At 64.8% G+C, this 14,429-nt stretch carries 16 protein-coding genes and 1 pseudogene; 7 read left to right on the top strand and 10 right to left on the bottom strand.

Annotation, left to right across the window (positions count from 1 at the left end; genetic code table 11):
* Positions 1-4: 4 nt before the first annotated feature.
* On the bottom strand, positions 5-1,018 hold the full coding sequence (locus tag MST27_RS18470) for a zinc-binding alcohol dehydrogenase family protein (protein WP_243607407.1): 1,014 nt from the start codon (positions 1,016-1,018) through the stop codon (positions 5-7).
* Positions 1,019-1,121: 103 nt separating this feature from the next.
* Here MST27_RS18470 and MST27_RS18465 point away from each other — a divergent pair, with 103 nt between their 5' ends.
* Positions 1,122-2,042: a LysR family transcriptional regulator gene (locus tag MST27_RS18465; protein WP_243607406.1), complete on the top strand. Its 921-nt coding sequence runs from the start codon at positions 1,122-1,124 to the stop codon at positions 2,040-2,042.
* Positions 2,043-2,056: 14 nt separating this feature from the next.
* Here MST27_RS18465 and MST27_RS18460 read toward each other — a convergent pair whose 3' ends face one another.
* Positions 2,057-3,007, bottom strand: coding sequence for an adenosine deaminase (locus tag MST27_RS18460; RefSeq protein ID WP_243607405.1), 951 nt, complete (start codon positions 3,005-3,007; stop codon positions 2,057-2,059).
* A gap of 467 nt (positions 3,008-3,474) precedes the next feature.
* Complete coding sequence (locus tag MST27_RS18455; protein WP_243607404.1) at positions 3,475-4,065, bottom strand: IMPACT family protein; 591 nt, start codon at positions 4,063-4,065, stop codon at positions 3,475-3,477.
* 196 nt (positions 4,066-4,261) lie between these two features.
* On the opposite strand from MST27_RS18455, the gene MST27_RS18450 reads away from it, so the two are divergent.
* A complete protein-coding gene (locus MST27_RS18450) occupies positions 4,262-4,591 on the top strand; it encodes a four-helix bundle copper-binding protein (protein ID WP_243607403.1) in 330 nt (109 codons plus the stop codon).
* Positions 4,592-4,636: 45 nt separating this feature from the next.
* Here the strand turns inward: MST27_RS18450 and MST27_RS18445 are convergent, their stop codons facing one another.
* The 3 genes and pseudogenes from MST27_RS18445 to dksA form a co-directional block, all read right to left on the bottom strand.
* Positions 4,637-5,281, bottom strand: coding sequence for a DUF1826 domain-containing protein (locus tag MST27_RS18445; protein ID WP_243607402.1), 645 nt, complete (start codon positions 5,279-5,281; stop codon positions 4,637-4,639).
* A pseudogene (zigA, locus tag MST27_RS18440) lies at positions 5,281-6,482 on the bottom strand (zinc metallochaperone GTPase ZigA). Before zigA ends, MST27_RS18445 begins: the two are co-directional and overlap by 1 nt.
* A 9-nt stretch (positions 6,483-6,491) precedes the next feature.
* Positions 6,492-6,896 carry an RNA polymerase-binding protein DksA gene (gene dksA / locus MST27_RS18435; protein WP_243607401.1) on the bottom strand — a complete coding sequence of 135 codons (405 nt, stop codon included), beginning with the start codon at positions 6,894-6,896 and terminating at the stop codon, positions 6,492-6,494.
* Positions 6,897-7,130: 234 nt separating this feature from the next.
* Between dksA and rutR the strand changes: the two genes are divergently transcribed.
* The 3 genes from rutR to MST27_RS18420 all read left to right on the top strand — a co-directional run bounded on the left by rutR (position 7,131) and on the right by MST27_RS18420 (position 8,789).
* On the top strand, positions 7,131-7,841 hold the full coding sequence (rutR, locus tag MST27_RS18430; RefSeq protein ID WP_243607400.1) for an HTH-type transcriptional regulator RutR: 711 nt from the start codon (positions 7,131-7,133) through the stop codon (positions 7,839-7,841).
* A 108-nt stretch (positions 7,842-7,949) separates the two neighbouring features.
* Positions 7,950-8,324: a VOC family protein gene (locus MST27_RS18425; RefSeq protein WP_243607399.1), complete on the top strand. Its 375-nt coding sequence runs from the start codon at positions 7,950-7,952 to the stop codon at positions 8,322-8,324.
* 15 nt (positions 8,325-8,339) lie between these two features.
* Positions 8,340-8,789, top strand: coding sequence for a GIY-YIG nuclease family protein (locus MST27_RS18420; RefSeq protein ID WP_243607398.1), 450 nt, complete (start codon positions 8,340-8,342; stop codon positions 8,787-8,789).
* Between the two features lie 34 nt (positions 8,790-8,823).
* Here the strand turns inward: MST27_RS18420 and MST27_RS18415 are convergent, their stop codons facing one another.
* The 3 genes from MST27_RS18415 to MST27_RS18405 all read right to left on the bottom strand — a co-directional run bounded on the left by MST27_RS18415 (position 8,824) and on the right by MST27_RS18405 (position 12,050).
* Positions 8,824-10,005 (bottom strand): MFS transporter, encoded by a 1,182-nt coding sequence (locus tag MST27_RS18415; RefSeq protein WP_243607397.1) that lies wholly within the window; start codon positions 10,003-10,005, stop codon positions 8,824-8,826.
* Between the two features lie 89 nt (positions 10,006-10,094).
* On the bottom strand, positions 10,095-11,084 hold the full coding sequence (locus tag MST27_RS18410) for a GlxA family transcriptional regulator (protein ID WP_243607396.1): 990 nt from the start codon (positions 11,082-11,084) through the stop codon (positions 10,095-10,097).
* Positions 11,085-11,243: 159 nt separating this feature from the next.
* The gene (locus tag MST27_RS18405) at positions 11,244-12,050 is read right to left on the bottom strand and encodes a helix-turn-helix transcriptional regulator (protein ID WP_243607395.1); all 807 of its coding nucleotides are present in this window, start codon (positions 12,048-12,050) and stop codon (positions 11,244-11,246) included.
* A gap of 94 nt (positions 12,051-12,144) precedes the next feature.
* On the opposite strand from MST27_RS18405, the gene MST27_RS18400 reads away from it, so the two are divergent.
* Positions 12,145-12,603, top strand: a complete 459-nt coding sequence (locus MST27_RS18400) for a carboxymuconolactone decarboxylase family protein (RefSeq protein WP_243607394.1) — start codon at positions 12,145-12,147, stop codon at positions 12,601-12,603.
* A gap of 78 nt (positions 12,604-12,681) precedes the next feature.
* Here MST27_RS18400 and MST27_RS18395 read toward each other — a convergent pair whose 3' ends face one another.
* A complete protein-coding gene (locus MST27_RS18395) occupies positions 12,682-13,110 on the bottom strand; it encodes a hypothetical protein (RefSeq protein ID WP_243607521.1) in 429 nt (142 codons plus the stop codon).
* Between the two features lie 282 nt (positions 13,111-13,392).
* Here MST27_RS18395 and MST27_RS18390 point away from each other — a divergent pair, with 282 nt between their 5' ends.
* Positions 13,393-14,418 carry a CNNM domain-containing protein gene (locus tag MST27_RS18390; RefSeq protein ID WP_243607393.1) on the top strand — a complete coding sequence of 342 codons (1,026 nt, stop codon included), beginning with the start codon at positions 13,393-13,395 and terminating at the stop codon, positions 14,416-14,418.
* Positions 14,419-14,429 lie beyond the last annotated feature (11 nt).

Raw genomic sequence — 14,429 nt, 5'->3', positions numbered from 1 at the left:
CGAATCAGAAACCTTCGAGCACGATCTTGCCCTTGGCTTTGCCGCTTTCGATGAAGGCGTGAGCGCGGCGCAGGTTTTCGGCGTTGATCGTGCCGTAGTGCTCGCCCAAGGTCGTCTTGAGCACGCCGCTGTCGACCAGCTCGGCGACCCGGTTGAGCAGCCGGTGTTGTTCGATCATGTCCGGGGTCTGGTACAGCGAGCGGGTGTACATGAACTCCCAGTGCAGCGACAGGCTCTTGCGCTTGAGCAGGCTGATGTCCAGGCTCGCGGGGTCGTCGATCAAGGCCAGACGCCCCTGAGGCTGCAGCGCCTCGACGATCTGCGGCAGGTGCAGGTCGGTGTGGGTCAAGCTGGCGACGTGGGTGACATCGGCGATGTTCAGGCGTTGCAATTCGGCAGCCAGCGGCTGGCTGTGGTCGATGACCTCATGAGCGCCCCGGTCGCGCACCCAGTCGCGGGTCTCGCCGCGCGAAGCCGTGCCGATCACCTTTAGCCCGGTCAGCTGGCGTGCCAGCTGCGTCAGGATCGAGCCCACCCCGCCCGCGGCGCCGACGATCAGCAGACGCTGGCCGTTGCTTTCGTTGCCCTCGGCGATCTGCAACCGGTCGAACAGCAACTCCCAGGCGGTGATCGAGGTCAGTGGCAGCGCGGCAGCCGCGGCGAAGTCGAGCGACGCCGGCTTGCGGCCCACGAGGCGCTCGTCGACCAGATGCCGCTCGCTGTTGGCACCAGGGCGGTCCAGCGCACCGGCGTAGTACACCTCGTCGCCGGGCTGGAACAGGCTGACCTCGGCTCCGACCGCCCGCACCACGCCCGCCACGTCCCAGCCGAGGACCTGATATTGCCCCTCGTCCGGCTGCATACGGGTGCGGATCTTGGTGTCGACCGGGTTCACCGAAATCGCACGGACCTCGACCAGCAGGTCGCGCGGCCCCGGTGTGGGCTCTGGCAGTTCGATGTCCTGCAGCGAACGCGGGTCGTCCGCCGGAAGGGATTGCTGATAACCGATGGCTTTCATGGGCTCTCCATGGAAAGTGAGATGGAATGTGGCCATGTTCGGCTTTCGTTTCGAGAAGAAAAAGCGCTTATTCTGCAGAGGCTCTTTCAACAGGTTTTTGAAAATGCTGCGCACCGATGACCTGCAGGTATTCGTACTAACGGCCGAACTGGGCAGCCTCTCGGCGGCAGCTCGGCGTCTTGAGCTGTCACCGGCGGTGGCCAGTGCCGCGCTCAAACGGCTGGAGGCAACGCTGGGTTGCCGCCTGCTGGCGCGCTCCACGCGCAGCCTCCGCTTGACGGGCGAGGGCGAGCAGTACCTGCCCCACGCGCGCGCGGCGCTGCAGAGTCTGGTTCACGGCCAACAGCTGCTGGCCGGCGGCAAGGCAACCATCAGCGGGCCGTTGCAGCTCTCGGCGCCCTCGGATTTCGGGCGTAACGTGCTGTTGCCGTGGCTCGATGCCTTTCAAGTGCAGCATCCGCAGCTTAGCCTGCGGTTGCTGTTGGCCGATCGCAACGCGGATCTGTTCCGACAGCCGGTGGACATCGCGTTGCGCTATGGCCTGCCGGAGGATTCGAGCCTGGTGGCGCTCCCCGTAGCGCCGACCAACCGGCGCGTACTCTGCGCCGCGCCGGCCTACCTGGAGCGACACGGCCCGCTGCGGTCGCTTGCCGAGCTCACCGGCCACAATTGCCTGCGCTACATGCTGGCAGGACGGGTTCACGAGCGTTGGTGCTTCCATGACGGGCGGCGCGAGCTGGTGCAGCACGTCGGTGGCGACCGCATCAGCGACGATGCCGATGTGGTGCGGCGCTGGGCCTTGGCGGGACGGGGGGTGGTGTACAAGTCCTGGCTGGACGTCGCCCATGATGTGCAGGCGGGACGGTTGCAGGTGTTACTGCCGGAGCTACGGGGCGAGCCGGCGCCGCTGAACCTGATCTGCGCCCATCGGGCGCATCTCGGTGAAACCTTGCGACTGTTGCGCGAGCACCTGATCGAGCGGTGCCGGGTGTTGCTCGATCAGGCGCCCTTCGCCTACGACTAGCGTCGCTGTGTGCGTCAGCGGGCCAAGCGGGCGTCGAGGCTGTTCTGCGCGAGTCGGCGGGCCTGGTCTTCGGTCATGCCGAGGCTCTCGTGCAGGGCCATGAAGTTCTCCGTCACATAGCCGCCGAAGTAGGCCGGATCGTCCGAATTCACCGTGACCTTCACGCCCTGTTCGAGCATCTGCAGGATGTTGTGCTGGCTCATGTCGTCGAACACGCAGAGCTTGGTATTGGAGAGCGGACAGACCGTCAGCGGAATCTGCTCGTCGATCAGGCGCTGGATCAGCTTCGGATCTTCCGCTGCGCGCACGCCATGGTCGATGCGGCTGACCTTGAGCAGGTCCAGCGCTTGCCAGATGTACTCCGGCGGGCCTTCCTCTCCGGCATGAGCGACGGCCAGCAGCCCTTCGGCACGCGCCTTGGCGAAGACGCGCTCGAACTTGCTCGGCGGGTGCCCGACCTCGGAACTGTCCAGGCCCACGGCAAAGAAGGCGTCGCGGAAAGGCATCGCCTGCTCCAGCGTCTTGAACGCGTCCTCCTCCGACAGATGACGCAGAAAGCTCAGGATCAAGCCGCTACTGATGCCCAGCAACTCGCGGCCGTCGGCCAACGCTTCGCTGATCCCGCGCAGCGCGACCTCGAATGGAATGCCGCGGTCGGTGTGCGTTTGCGGGTCAAAGAAGGGCTCGGTGTGCACCACGTTCTGCGCTTCGCACTTCTGCAGGTAGGCCCAGGTCAGGTCGTAGAAATCCTGCTCGGTGCGCAGCACGTCGGCACCGGCGTAGTAGAGATCGAGAAACTCCTGCAGGTTGCCGAAATTGTAGGCATTGCGCAGCGCGTCGACGTCGTTCCAAGGCAGGGCGATCTTGTTGCGCTCGGCGAGACCGAACAACAGCTCGGGTTCGAGCGACCCTTCGAGATGCAGGTGGAGTTCGGCTTTGGGCAGGGCATTGAGCCAGTCGTACATGGGCAGCGTCTCATCATCCGGTTTGCAGGCATTCTAACGATCGTGCAAAGCAACCGATATGCCAGCCTTTGGGCAGCCGGCCATCAAAGCACCCTGGCGTTGCGACCTGGTGTCGTGGTGATGACAGTTCGATGACGCTGCCGAAAAAATGATCAGACCGCTGCAGCGCAGTAACCATCGGGGCCGGACATCTTATTCCCAATGTTATCCACAGGTTTCTCCACGGCAATCGGGCATAAGTCTCAAGGCAAACTGCCAGGAATGATGGCGAAAAGCTGGCTAGGCAAAAATTAGCAAAAAGTCCTTACTGTTCAATGTATTGCTGCCTCTCTTTGAAGCGCTGAAAGAGATTTGCTCAATAAATGAGCATCGGCGTGCAGGGCGCGCCGTTTCGCTGTCTCGCCAATTCATCAAAGCGTTATCCACAGAGCGCTCCACAGAAAATGTGGAACAAACGGCAGCGGTTTTCAGGACGCGGCTTCCGACAGACGGCTGTGCCCGCGAGTGATGTCCGCCAGCAGTTGCTGGAGATTGGCTTGCGCCGACGGTGGCAACGCCAACACCAACTCGGCGCCCTCGGCATCGAAGGTTTCGGATTCGATTAGCGTCTCGTAATCGGCCAGCCGTGCCTTGAGCAGGGCCAAATCGGCGAAGCGGCAATGGCAGCGGCAACGAATCCGCTCGATCCGTTCGACACGCTCGCCGGCCTGCAGGCATTTGGCGGCAAGGCCACCATAAGCACGGGCCAGGCCGCCGGTGCCAAGCTGGATGCCACCGAACCAGCGGGTGACGACCACGACCACGCCGTCGCAGTCCTGGCTCTCGATCGCCGTCAACATGGGCCGCCCGGCGGTGCCTCCGGGCTCGCCGTCGTCGCTGAAGCGATATCGGTCGCCGATCTTCCAGGCCCAGCAGTTATGCGAGGCCGTGTTGTCGCTCACCGCCAGGATGAACGCCTGGGCTTGCTCCGGTGCGCTGACAGGCGCGGCCTGAGCGACGAAGCGGCTCTTGCGGATGAGTTCCTGGTAGACACAGGGCGAGGTGAGCGTGAAAGGCATCGTACGGACTGACTGGTTGAGCGTGCGCGCATTGTAGCGGGCGGACCTGGTGGGCCAACCAGGCGGCGCGCCACCGCTCGGCCCTTGACGTGAACTTCCTCGGGCGGGATGAAACCCAAAAAGGGTAGGCCTAACGGCTCGCTGCGAGCGAGCCGTCAGGGTCGCGCTCAATCTCTCCGACGAAGCGAGGTGATCCATGCTCAATGCCAAGTACCAGTCCTGTATCGAAGCCTGTTCCAACTGCGCCATCGTGTGCGAAACCTGCGCCGCCTCATGCCTGCGTGAAGACGATGTGAAGATGATGGCACGCTGCATCGAGCTGGACCGCGACTGTGCCGACCTTTGCGCCTTGGCAGCCGTGCTCATGACGCGCGACAGCCAGTTGTCCAGGGAGATGTGCCGCATCTGCGCGCAGGCGTGCCGCGCATGTGCCGAGGAGTGCGCCAAGCACCAGATGGACCACTGCCAGGCCTGCGCCAAAGCCTGCCGCCAGTGCGCCGAGGAATGCGAGAAGATGGCCGCGTGAGGGTCGACCTGCGTGACGGGCCGCGCCGCCGTGCTCGGCCCGCCGCTACGCCAGCCAGTCCAGCGTCAGGATCAAACGGCGCTCGCCGCGCATGACCGGCGGCGAACGGTGGACGATGCCGGCGCCTTCATTACCCGTCCATTTCTCCCCTTTGAACAGCGCCACTTCGCCTGCACGTAGGCGATTGACCGGCGTGCGTTCGTTGGGCTCGGCGGTCTGATCGCCCAGCCGTTTACGGTCCATCGCGCCTTCCTCCAGCCACTCGCTGCCTGCACCGGTGTAGGTTGTGATCAGCCGCAGCGGCACGTGATCGACATGAAAGCGCGGGCACATGGCTTTATCCAGCACGCGCAGGCGCAAGCCGATACGGCGAGCCTCGAGCAGGCAGGCGTAGGCTTGGGCGAGCCATGCCACGTCAGCGACGAAACCGGCGTGGCCTGCGATGTCTCGATAGGCCGCGGCGAGCCCGGTTAGACGGACGTCGGCGTCACGCCCCACGTCAAGGGTGAGTGATTCCGCCAGGGGCTCGCCCAAGGCCAGCAGCGTCTCGGTAAATTCGCGGATGTGCAGCGGAAGGTCACGCTGCCACACCGCCAGGTTGACGCCGTCTTGCAACGCGTCGGCCAGTACGCCGGGTGTTTGACCGAAGCGCTGATCCGGCGCCGGACGAACAGCCTGGTATGCCAGCATCAGGCGGCCTCCTGGTGCCAGGGCGCGAACGGGTCGGGCAGGCGCAACCAGTGTTCGGGGCCGAGGCTCAATTCCTGCTCGCTGAGCAGGCAGGCGTCGAGTTCGGCGCGCAGCCGGGCGAAATCGATGTTCTGGCCGATGAAGACCAGTTCCTGCCGGCAGTCACCGCTGTCTTCATGCCATTTCCGCTGAATCGCTTCGCGCGACTCGGCATCGGCCGGCCACTGCGACTCGGGCACGAAACGCCACCAGCGGCCGGCGTATTCGTGACGCATCAGGCCGCCTGCCTGCGACCAGCTTCCCGCTGCCTGCGGGCGGCTTGCCAGCCAGAAATAGCCTTTCGAACGCAGCAGGCGGCCGTTGGTCCACTCGCGGTCGAGGAAGTCGTGAAAGCGTTGCGGATGGAAAGGGCGTCGCGCGAGGTACGCCGTCGACGCGATGCCATATGCCTCGGTCTCCGGTACGTGTTCGCCGCGCATCTCCTTCAGCCAGCCGGGCGCCTGGGCCGCGCGCTCGAAATCGAAGCGGCCGGTATCGAGGATGCGCGCGAGCGGCACCTGCCCCATGCTCATCGGCAGGATCTCGGCCTGAGTGTTGAGCCGGCCGAGGATGGCCGTCAGCTCTTTGCGTTCGGCGCTGGAGATCAGGTCGATTTTGCTGATGAGGATGACGTCGGCGAACTCGACCTGCTCGATCAGCAGGTCGGTGATCGATCGTTCATCGTCTTCGCCCAGGGTTTCGCCGCGGCTGGCGAGGCTCTCGGCTTCGTGGAAATCGCGCAGGAAGTTCACGCCGTCGACCACCGTGACCATGGTGTCCAGGCGCGCCAGATCCGCGAGGCTCTGGCCCTTTCGTCACGGAAGGTGAAGGTTTCGGCCACTGGCAACGGTTCGGAAATGCCGGTGGACTCGATCAGCAGGTAGTCGAAGCGACCCTCGCGGGCGAGCTTGCCGACTTCCTCGAGCAGGTCTTCTCGCAGGGTGCAGCAGATGCAACCGTTGCTCATCTCTACCAGTTTTTCTTCGGCACGGTTGAGGCTGACGTCGCGCTGGACCTCGCCGCCGTCGATGTTGATCTCGCTCATGTCGTTGACGATGACCGCCACGCGGCGGCCTTCACGGTTCTTCAGGATATGGTTGAGCAGGGTGCTCTTGCCGGCGCCGAGGAAGCCGGACAGGACGGTAACGGGGAGGCGGTTCATGGCGGTCTCTCAGGCGGATCGTTGGTGTTTTTCGCGCGCTTCCTGGCGCTCCTTGGCTTCGATGCAGAGCGTGGTAGTGGGTCGCAGCAGCAAGCGTCTCAGGCCAATGGCTTCGCCTGTCTCGACACACCAGCCGTATTCACCGCGGGCAATCGCATCGAGCGAGCCATCGATCTTGTCGAGCAGCTTCTTTTCGCGCTCGAGCAGTCTCAGTTGCCATTGGCGCTGCTCCTCGGCGGTGCCCACATCGGACGGATCGCTGCTGGGTTCCTGCTCACGCAGCGTCTTGAATTCTTCTTCGATGCGCGCCTGCAGCTCGGCGCGCTGGCGCAGCAGCAGGTCGCGGAAGAAGGCCTGCTGGGCTTCGTTCATGTAGTCATCGAAAGGTTGGGCAAGAAGTTCGGCTTCGGTCATGGCGGCGGACGCGGTAAATGGCAATGCGATAGTTATAACATAGCATTTTATGCATCGCGCAAGGCCTAGTAGTCGGCGTGCAGGCGATTTGGTCCGAATCGGCGCACCTGGTTTGTGCGCGGCGCACGAACCCGGTGCAAGCGCCCACACGGGCGATGACCACGCATTGCCGCTCGTGCCGGCCGCCGTCACCGCGCTACAGTAGCGGCTCGTTCGAGCCCAGCCGGTAATCCCGTGACCGATAAGCCTTCCGTACCACCACGCAAACGCCTCACAGCCAGCGAGACGCCTCGCCCGAAAGGCGCCGTCCGCGAGCCGAGCGCCAGCGCGCAGAACCGCCGCCTGCGCATGATCGAAGGCAAGCGCACCAGCATTCTCCAGGCCGCGCTGGAGCTGTTCTCCCGCTTCGGCCTGCACGGCACCAGCCTCGATCAGGTGGCCACGCAGGCCGACGTCTCCAAGACCAACCTGCTGTACTACTTCGGCAGCAAGGAAGAGCTCTACCTCAGCGTGCTGCGTCACCTTCTGGAGGTCTGGCTGCGGCCGCTGCAGGCACTCTCTGCCGAGCAGGACCCGGTCGAGGCGATCCGCGACTACCTGCGGGTCAAGCTCGAGCTGTCTCGCGACCATCCCGCCGAATCCCGCCTGTTCTGCATGGAAATCATGCAGGGCGCGCCCCTCCTGCTGGGCGAACTGGAACAACCCTTGCGTGAGCTGGTGGAAAACAAGGTCGCGGTGGTCCAGGGCTGGATTGACGCCGGCAAGCTGGCCCCGGTCGAACCGTATCACCTGATCTTCTCGCTCTGGGCGACCACTCAGCACTACGCCGACTTTCGCGTGCAGATCGAGGCGGTGGCGGGCAGGACGCTGGATGACCCGGCCTTTTTCGAGGAAGCGCTGCAGAGCCTGCAGGCGCTGATACTGGATGGGGTGAGGCCACGTTGAGCCTCTGAGCTTGCATGAACTACCGCTGCTGTCTGTACTGGCTGCTCTACCCGCGGGGCCGAAGCGCCCGGGGAACCTCCGGTATCAGCGCCCCCATGGAGTGAAACGATGAAACTGACATTCCAGCCCGGCCGAAACATCGCGATGAAGGTGCCTGCCCACGAGTACCAGCGGACGCTCGCGTTCTACCGCGAGATGCTCGCACTGGAAGAGCTCACCCCAGCGGGCGCTGAGGGTGAACACACGCCGCGCTTCGATTTCGGCGGCAAGGTGCTCTGGCTGGACTGCGTGCCGGGCATCAGCCAGGCGGAAATATGGCTGGAGATTGTCACGGATGACTTGGAAGCTGCCGCCGCACACTTTGACGAACATGACTGCGTCCGCCGGGATGAAATCGAACCCCTGCCGGAAGGTTTCAGGGCGTTCTGGATATCGAGCCCGGCGAATATCATCCATCTGATTTCCGAAAACACCGCGTCCTGACATACAGGCGGCCTGATGACGAACGCTACCTGTGATTTCGGGACTATGACGTGCATCCGCTTCTCGGAAATCGAACGGTACGTGCCTGCGCTGCCGGGACTCTATGAGATCTACAAGGACGACGGGGCGGCATTGAAGGTTGGAATTGGAGTCAACCTGCGCAAGCGGCTGATTCAACACCGGCGGTCGCGCCAAAGCCGGCTGATCCTCAGGACTGGCGGTGACTGGAACAACCCTGCCGATGTCCGCAGTGCGCAATCGATTCTGGCTAAACACCTGTACTTTGCCGGCAGCATCGACGGCTACGACCTCCGAACGGAGGCGGGTCGGCAGGCGTTTCTCGAAGAGCGTTGCTATATCAGCTTCCGGATTACTGCGAGCCGTGAGGAGGCCCGCTCGCTGGAACGTGAGCTGGAGGCTGGCGGAGCCTTTCCTTTTCAGGGATGCGTGAATCCTGAGCGTTGAGCCCCGCCGGGAGGTGCCAGCAGTCGCCCCGCTTTCAAACCACCTGCCTTTGCCCATACCCCTGCGCGACCTGCACTGCCATCACCAGCGCAACTATGGGTAGCAGCCCGATGTTCACCGCCGCCCAGCCTGCCTGGGCAATGAGCGCGCCCGAGGCGAAGGACATCAGCGCCGCGACGCTGCCGTTGCTCAGTTCCATCAATCCTTGTGCCCGCGCGCGTTCGCTCGCGGCGTGGCCCTGGCCCAGCTGAGTGGTGCCGGCGACGAGCATGAGGTTCCAGCCGATGCCGAGCAGGCAGCTGCTGAGCAGGAAGTGCCAGTGGCTGACGCCGAGCAGGGCGACCACTGCGCTGACGATCAGCAGTCCTCCGCCAAGGCAGGCGACCAGCCGGCAGCCGAAGCGATCCACCAGCGGTCCGGCGACGAACGCCGGGAGGAACATGCCGAGCATGTGCCACTGGATGACCTGGCCGCTGGCGTGCAGATCCAGACCTTCGCCATGCATCGCCAGGGGCGTGGCGTTCATCACCAGGATCATCAGGCCGTGTCCGGCAGCGGTGGTCAGCACCGCGGCGCGAATGGTCGGCCGTGCGAGCAGCGCCTGCCAGCTGACCGTCGCCGCATCGGCCCGGGTCGCCGGCATTCCCGAGGTCGCCGGCAGCCCGGCCAAGACCATGAACCCCAGTGCCGCCAGGCTGGCGATCAGCAGATAGGTGCCGGCGAAGGGCACGTCAGCGAGATCGCGCGCCATATGGCCGAGCGTGGGCGCGATCAGCGCCGCCAGCACGCCACCACCGATCACGCAGGCCGTGGCGCGCCCCTTGAAGGCATCGCTCACCGCTTCCAGCGCGGCGAAGCGGTAATACATCGCCGAGGCCTGGTAGGCGCCGATGGGCAGAGCGCCGACACAGAGCAGGGTGAAGCTGTCGAGCCAGAGCGACAGCGCGCTGATCAGCCCGCCCAGCACGCCGGCCAACGCACCGATGAGAAAGCCGGCGCGGCGACCGCGGCGTTGCATCAGGCCCGCCAGTGGTTGCAGGGCGAGCAGGCCGCCGAGCATCAGCAGGGCCAGCGGCAGCGTGGCGAGACCGGCCACTGGCGCCAGGCGCAGCCCAACGATGGCGGTGAAGATGATCCCGGTCATCGAGCAGGACCAGAACAGCGCCTGGGCAATGAACAGACGCAGGACCTGGGGATTGCTGAGCAAAAGGTGCATATGGGCGGCTCCTTGAAGGTCGCGAGCGGGCACAGCGCTGCCTGGCCAGATGCCGAGCGGGCTGGGAACGGTGATTGAGGTCGGTTGCGTCAGCCGAAGCGCTGATAGAAGTCCCGCGGGCTGACCGACAGGTGCTTCTGGAAGCTGCGCCGGAGATTTTCCGGATGGCCGAAACCGGTCAGCCGCGCCACCGTCGCGATCGAGGCCTGGGCGTCGAGCAGCAGATTGCGCGCGGCTTCCAGGCGCACCCGTTCGATGTACTGGCCCGGGCCCATGCCGGTTTCCTGGCTGAACAGGCGGCACAGGGTGCGTGGGGTCATATGCGCCTGGGCGGCCAGCGCCTCGATGGACAGCTCGTCGCCGAGATGCCCGGGAATCCACTCCAGCAGCGCGGCGAGGCGCGCCACGCTGCCGCTCGGCGCCGCCAGCATCGGGCTGAACTGGGTCTGCCCGCCGGGCCGGCGCAGGAACATCACCAGCCGCTGGGCGACTGCCAGCGCCAGCGCGCGGCCGAGATCGGACTCGACCAGGGCCAGCGCCAGGTCGATGCCGGCGGTGACGCCCGCGGAGCTGAACAGGTGCGACGCCTGCGGATCGGTCGGGTCGTAGGTGTGCAACCGGTCGCCCTGCACCTCGATGGATGCGTACTCGCCCAGCGCAGCGAGGTCCGCCCAGTGCGTGGTCGCCTTGCGCCCGTCGAACAGCCCGGCCTCGGCCAGGATCAGCGCGCCGGAACAGACCGAGCCGAGGCGCCGCACCCTGGGTTCGGCGCCCCGCAGCCAGGCAAGCAGCCGTTTGTCGCGCCTCTGCGCATCCACGCCGACCCCACCGGGGATCAACAGGGTATCCAGCGTGGCGGGAGCGCATTCGGCCCAGCTGGCATCCGCCACCAGCTTCAGCCCGGCCGAGGTGGCGACCGGACCGGCTGCAGCGCCCAGCAGCACCAGCTCGTAATGCCTTGGCAGACCCTGGCGCTGGCGCTCGACGTTGGCCGAGGCGAACACCTGCATCGGGCCGGTGACGTCCAGGCTCATCACATCCGGGTAGATCAGGCAGGCGACGGTGCGGGTGGCGTCCATGGTGCAGCTCCCAGGGTGGATGGCTGCAGTCTGCTGCCGAGACGCCGCTGTCGCAATGACAAGGTTCCCACGAATCTTGCCAGCATCGCGCCATGCGAACCTGCGCTCATGCACGATCAGCAACGCGAAAGTCGACTTTTGTGGATGGCGGCCTGCGCTTCAGGCGCCGCTGCGCTTGATCCGCAAGCGATACTGCCCCGGCGTCATGCCGACCACGGTCTTGAAGTCGTGGATGAAATGCGCCTGGTCGCTGTAGCCGCAGGCCAGGGCGGTGTCCAGCAGTGCCTCCCCGGCGCGCAGTTCCCGGCGCACCAGGGCCACGCGCTGGATGCGGCTGAACTGCTTGGGCGTCAGCCCCACCTGATGGCGGAACAGGCGTTCCAGCTGGCGCTGGCCCAGCGGCACGCTCTGCAGCAGATCGGCCAGCCGCGCCCGGCCTTCGCTGGCCGCGATCCGGTTGAGCAGCTGCTGCACCGGGTTGCGCCGTGCCTGGATCTCTTCGAGCCGGCGGAGCAGTTCGCGTTCGACCACGGCCTGCTGCGCGTCCCGCTCCAGCTCGGCCAGCCGATCGACCAGATGCGCCAGGCCCAGCCGGGGCCAGTCGGCCTCCTGAAATCCGTGAAGCTCATCGAGGCCGATGCCAAATACCGCAGCGCCCATGCCGGGGCGAAAACGCACCCCCATCAGCCTGACCTGGCCGGCCAGCTGCAGGCGGGTGCTGGCCAGCTGCGGGCCAGCGATCAGCGCCCGCGGCCCGCGCAGCGTGCCATCGAAACTCAGCGGATCGGCGAAGTTGAAGATCACGCCACTGCCGCCGTCCGGGTGCAGCAGCTGTTCGTCGTAGACCTGCGAACCGTCACCTTCCATCCACCAGAAACGCTGCACGTACGCCGCCAACGCCGGGGTCGGCGGGCGGACAACGAAGCCCTGCAGGCAGGGCAGACGTTCGTGCAGGGACTCGGTCATGGCGAGGGCCGTTGGAAGATGTCGAAAATCTACAATAGCGCAGCGCGGCGGCTGCGTAGCCTGGGTTGCACATTCAAACCGAGGAGTGAACACCATGCGCATGAATTACCACGCCGCTGCCCCCGAAGCCGTCAAGGCCATGAGGAGCCTGGAAAGTTACCTGGTGCGCCAGAGCCACAGCGAGGACGGCATCGACAAGCCGCTGATGGAACTGGTGAAAATCCGCGTGTCGCAGCTCAACGGCTGTGCCTACTGCATCGACATGCATACCCAGGATGCGCGCGCGCTGGGCGAAACCGAACGACGCATCTACGCCCTCACCGCCTGGCACGAGACGCCCTTTTTCAGCGAGCGCGAGCGTGCTGCGCTGGCCTGGGCGGAAGCCAATACGCTGCTTCCGCAAGGTGTGTCGCAGGCGCTGTTCGACGAGGTGCGCGCGCAGTTTTCCGAGGCCCAGCTGACCAACCTGACCCTGGTCATCGCCACGATCAACGCCTGGAATCGCTTCGGGGTGTCCTTCGCACCGGTTCCGGGGAGCTATCAGCCTGCCTGACTGTCCGATGCAGCCGCTCGTCCTTGAAGGTCGGGCGGCCAGCTGCAGTCAGGGCTGCAGTTCTTGGTTGCCCATGGCTCAGAAGCTCTGCGCCTGCCGCGCCGCCGGCAGCGCGCGCAGCTGGGTCATGCACTGCGCCTGGCTGGGCGTGCGCACCACCTCGAGTTGGGCATCCTTCCCGACACTGACGAGGTAGGGTTTGTTGTAGCGCGGGCCGTCGCGCCAGCTGCTGAAGCGCTGGTCGCTGTAAGCGCAGTGATAGCGCATATGGCCGGAGAAGCCCTTGAAGCGGTCGCGGCGAAAGATGTGGTGGTACAAGAGCCAGTCGCGTTTGCTCTGCCCGTCGCGCACGGCGTCGAGACAGCCCTGCAGCTCGGTGATCTGTGGCTCGTGAAGGAAAATGCTCTGCGCCAGGCTGGAGCCATCCAGCTGCACCGTCGCCACCAGATAGACCTGCCGCTCGGCCGCCTGTGCCGACACCGCCAGAGACAAACCCATCGCCAACATCCCTGTTCTGATCACGTGCAGCGCTCCTGATGAACCATCCATTCGAGGCCGCACCCTAGCCGAGCAAAACGCGGCGAACAAGCGGGGCGTTGATGAAACACGCCGCGTCCGACCGCCTGCCGACATCGGTCCGACGGTCTGAACTCCCCAGGCGGCGACGGTCGAAACCCTGTGTATGAATTCTGCAATCAAGCGGGGAAATGAAATGTTGCATGCACTTCCAGTCATGCGCGGTGGCGTTGCGATACATTGCCCTGCCTTTGGCAACGAAACCTCCCTTACATGACCCTCCTGATAGCATTCGCTGTCTTATCCATCCTCGTTTCATTCATCTGTTCGATCCTTGAAGCCGCACTGCTCTCGCTGACGCCCAGCTTCATCGCGCATCAGAAAGCCTCCAGACCGAAGCTCTACGAGCGCCTGAAGAAGCTGAAGGACAACGTCGACCAACCGCTGGCGGCGATCCTGACGCTCAACACCGTCGCGCACACCGTTGGCGCCACCGGCGTCGGTGCGCAAGTCACCGTCGTCTTCGGCAACGGTTATGTCGGCATCGCCTCGGCGGTGATGACAGTGCTGATCCTGGTGCTGTCCGAGATCCTGCCCAAGACCATCGGCGCCCGCTATTGGCGCACGATCGCGCCCTATCTGCCGCCGCTGCTCAACGGCATGATTCTGGTGCTCAAGCCGTTCATCTACCTGTCCGACCTGATCATGCGTGCAGTCGGAGGCAAGGAGCCGGAGCATGACATCCGCCAGGAGATCAAGGCGCTGACAGTGCTTGGCCGCGAGAACAAGCGCCTGGACGAAGACGAGTTGCGCGTGATCAGCAACATCCTGGATTTGCACGAAATCAGGGTGCGCGACGTGATGACGCCGCGGACGGTCTGCGACTACACCTCGCCGGACACCAGCATCGGTGCATTCAAGGCGCAGGTCACCGACAGCCAGTTCTCGCGCTATCCGGTGATTGGTGAAGACGAAAGCCCGCTGGGCGTGGTGTTCCGCTACGACGCGCTGGCAGCCACCGATGACCAGGCGCCGGTGTCGACGATCATGAAGCCGGTGCGCGTCTCGCCGGAGCTGACCAGCGTCGAACAGCTCATGACCCAGCTGCTGCACGAGCGTCAGCACATGAGCCTGGTTTATGACGAGTTCGGCAGCTGGCGCGGGCTGGTGACATTCGAAGACATCATGGAAACCATCATTGGCCAGCCGATCATGGACGAAACGGACGACATCCCGAACATGCGCCGCTTTGCCAAACGCCGCTGGGATCACCGCATCAAGCGCGCCCGCGAGATGTAGGGGCGAATTCA

The sequence above is a fragment of the Stutzerimonas marianensis genome (genome assembly GCF_022810315.1).
Lineage (GTDB): Bacteria > Pseudomonadota > Gammaproteobacteria > Pseudomonadales > Pseudomonadaceae > Stutzerimonas > Stutzerimonas marianensis.
This window is presented reverse-complemented; position numbering and strand designations above follow the sequence as displayed.

Coding starts and splice junctions, on each gene's coding strand:
- dksA (WP_243607401.1), bottom strand. CDS start 6,896: ATGACCGAAGCCGAACTTCTTGCCCAACCTTTCGATGACTACATGAAC.
- MST27_RS18445 (WP_243607402.1), bottom strand. CDS start 5,281: ATGCTGGCATACCAGGCTGTTCGTCCGGCGCCGGATCAGCGCTTCGGT.
- MST27_RS18450 (WP_243607403.1), top strand. CDS start 4,262: ATGCTCAATGCCAAGTACCAGTCCTGTATCGAAGCCTGTTCCAACTGC.
- MST27_RS18415 (WP_243607397.1), bottom strand. CDS start 10,005: ATGCACCTTTTGCTCAGCAATCCCCAGGTCCTGCGTCTGTTCATTGCC.
- MST27_RS18425 (WP_243607399.1), top strand. CDS start 7,950: ATGAAACTGACATTCCAGCCCGGCCGAAACATCGCGATGAAGGTGCCT.
- MST27_RS18465 (WP_243607406.1), top strand. CDS start 1,122: ATGCTGCGCACCGATGACCTGCAGGTATTCGTACTAACGGCCGAACTG.
- MST27_RS18400 (WP_243607394.1), top strand. CDS start 12,145: ATGCGCATGAATTACCACGCCGCTGCCCCCGAAGCCGTCAAGGCCATG.
- MST27_RS18390 (WP_243607393.1), top strand. CDS start 13,393: ATGACCCTCCTGATAGCATTCGCTGTCTTATCCATCCTCGTTTCATTC.
- MST27_RS18470 (WP_243607407.1), bottom strand. CDS start 1,018: ATGAAAGCCATCGGTTATCAGCAATCCCTTCCGGCGGACGACCCGCGT.
- MST27_RS18405 (WP_243607395.1), bottom strand. CDS start 12,050: ATGACCGAGTCCCTGCACGAACGTCTGCCCTGCCTGCAGGGCTTCGTT.
- MST27_RS18455 (WP_243607404.1), bottom strand. CDS start 4,065: ATGCCTTTCACGCTCACCTCGCCCTGTGTCTACCAGGAACTCATCCGC.
- MST27_RS18410 (WP_243607396.1), bottom strand. CDS start 11,084: ATGGACGCCACCCGCACCGTCGCCTGCCTGATCTACCCGGATGTGATG.
- MST27_RS18395 (WP_243607521.1), bottom strand. CDS start 13,110: ATGTTGGCGATGGGTTTGTCTCTGGCGGTGTCGGCACAGGCGGCCGAG.
- MST27_RS18420 (WP_243607398.1), top strand. CDS start 8,340: ATGACGAACGCTACCTGTGATTTCGGGACTATGACGTGCATCCGCTTC.
- MST27_RS18460 (WP_243607405.1), bottom strand. CDS start 3,007: ATGTACGACTGGCTCAATGCCCTGCCCAAAGCCGAACTCCACCTGCAT.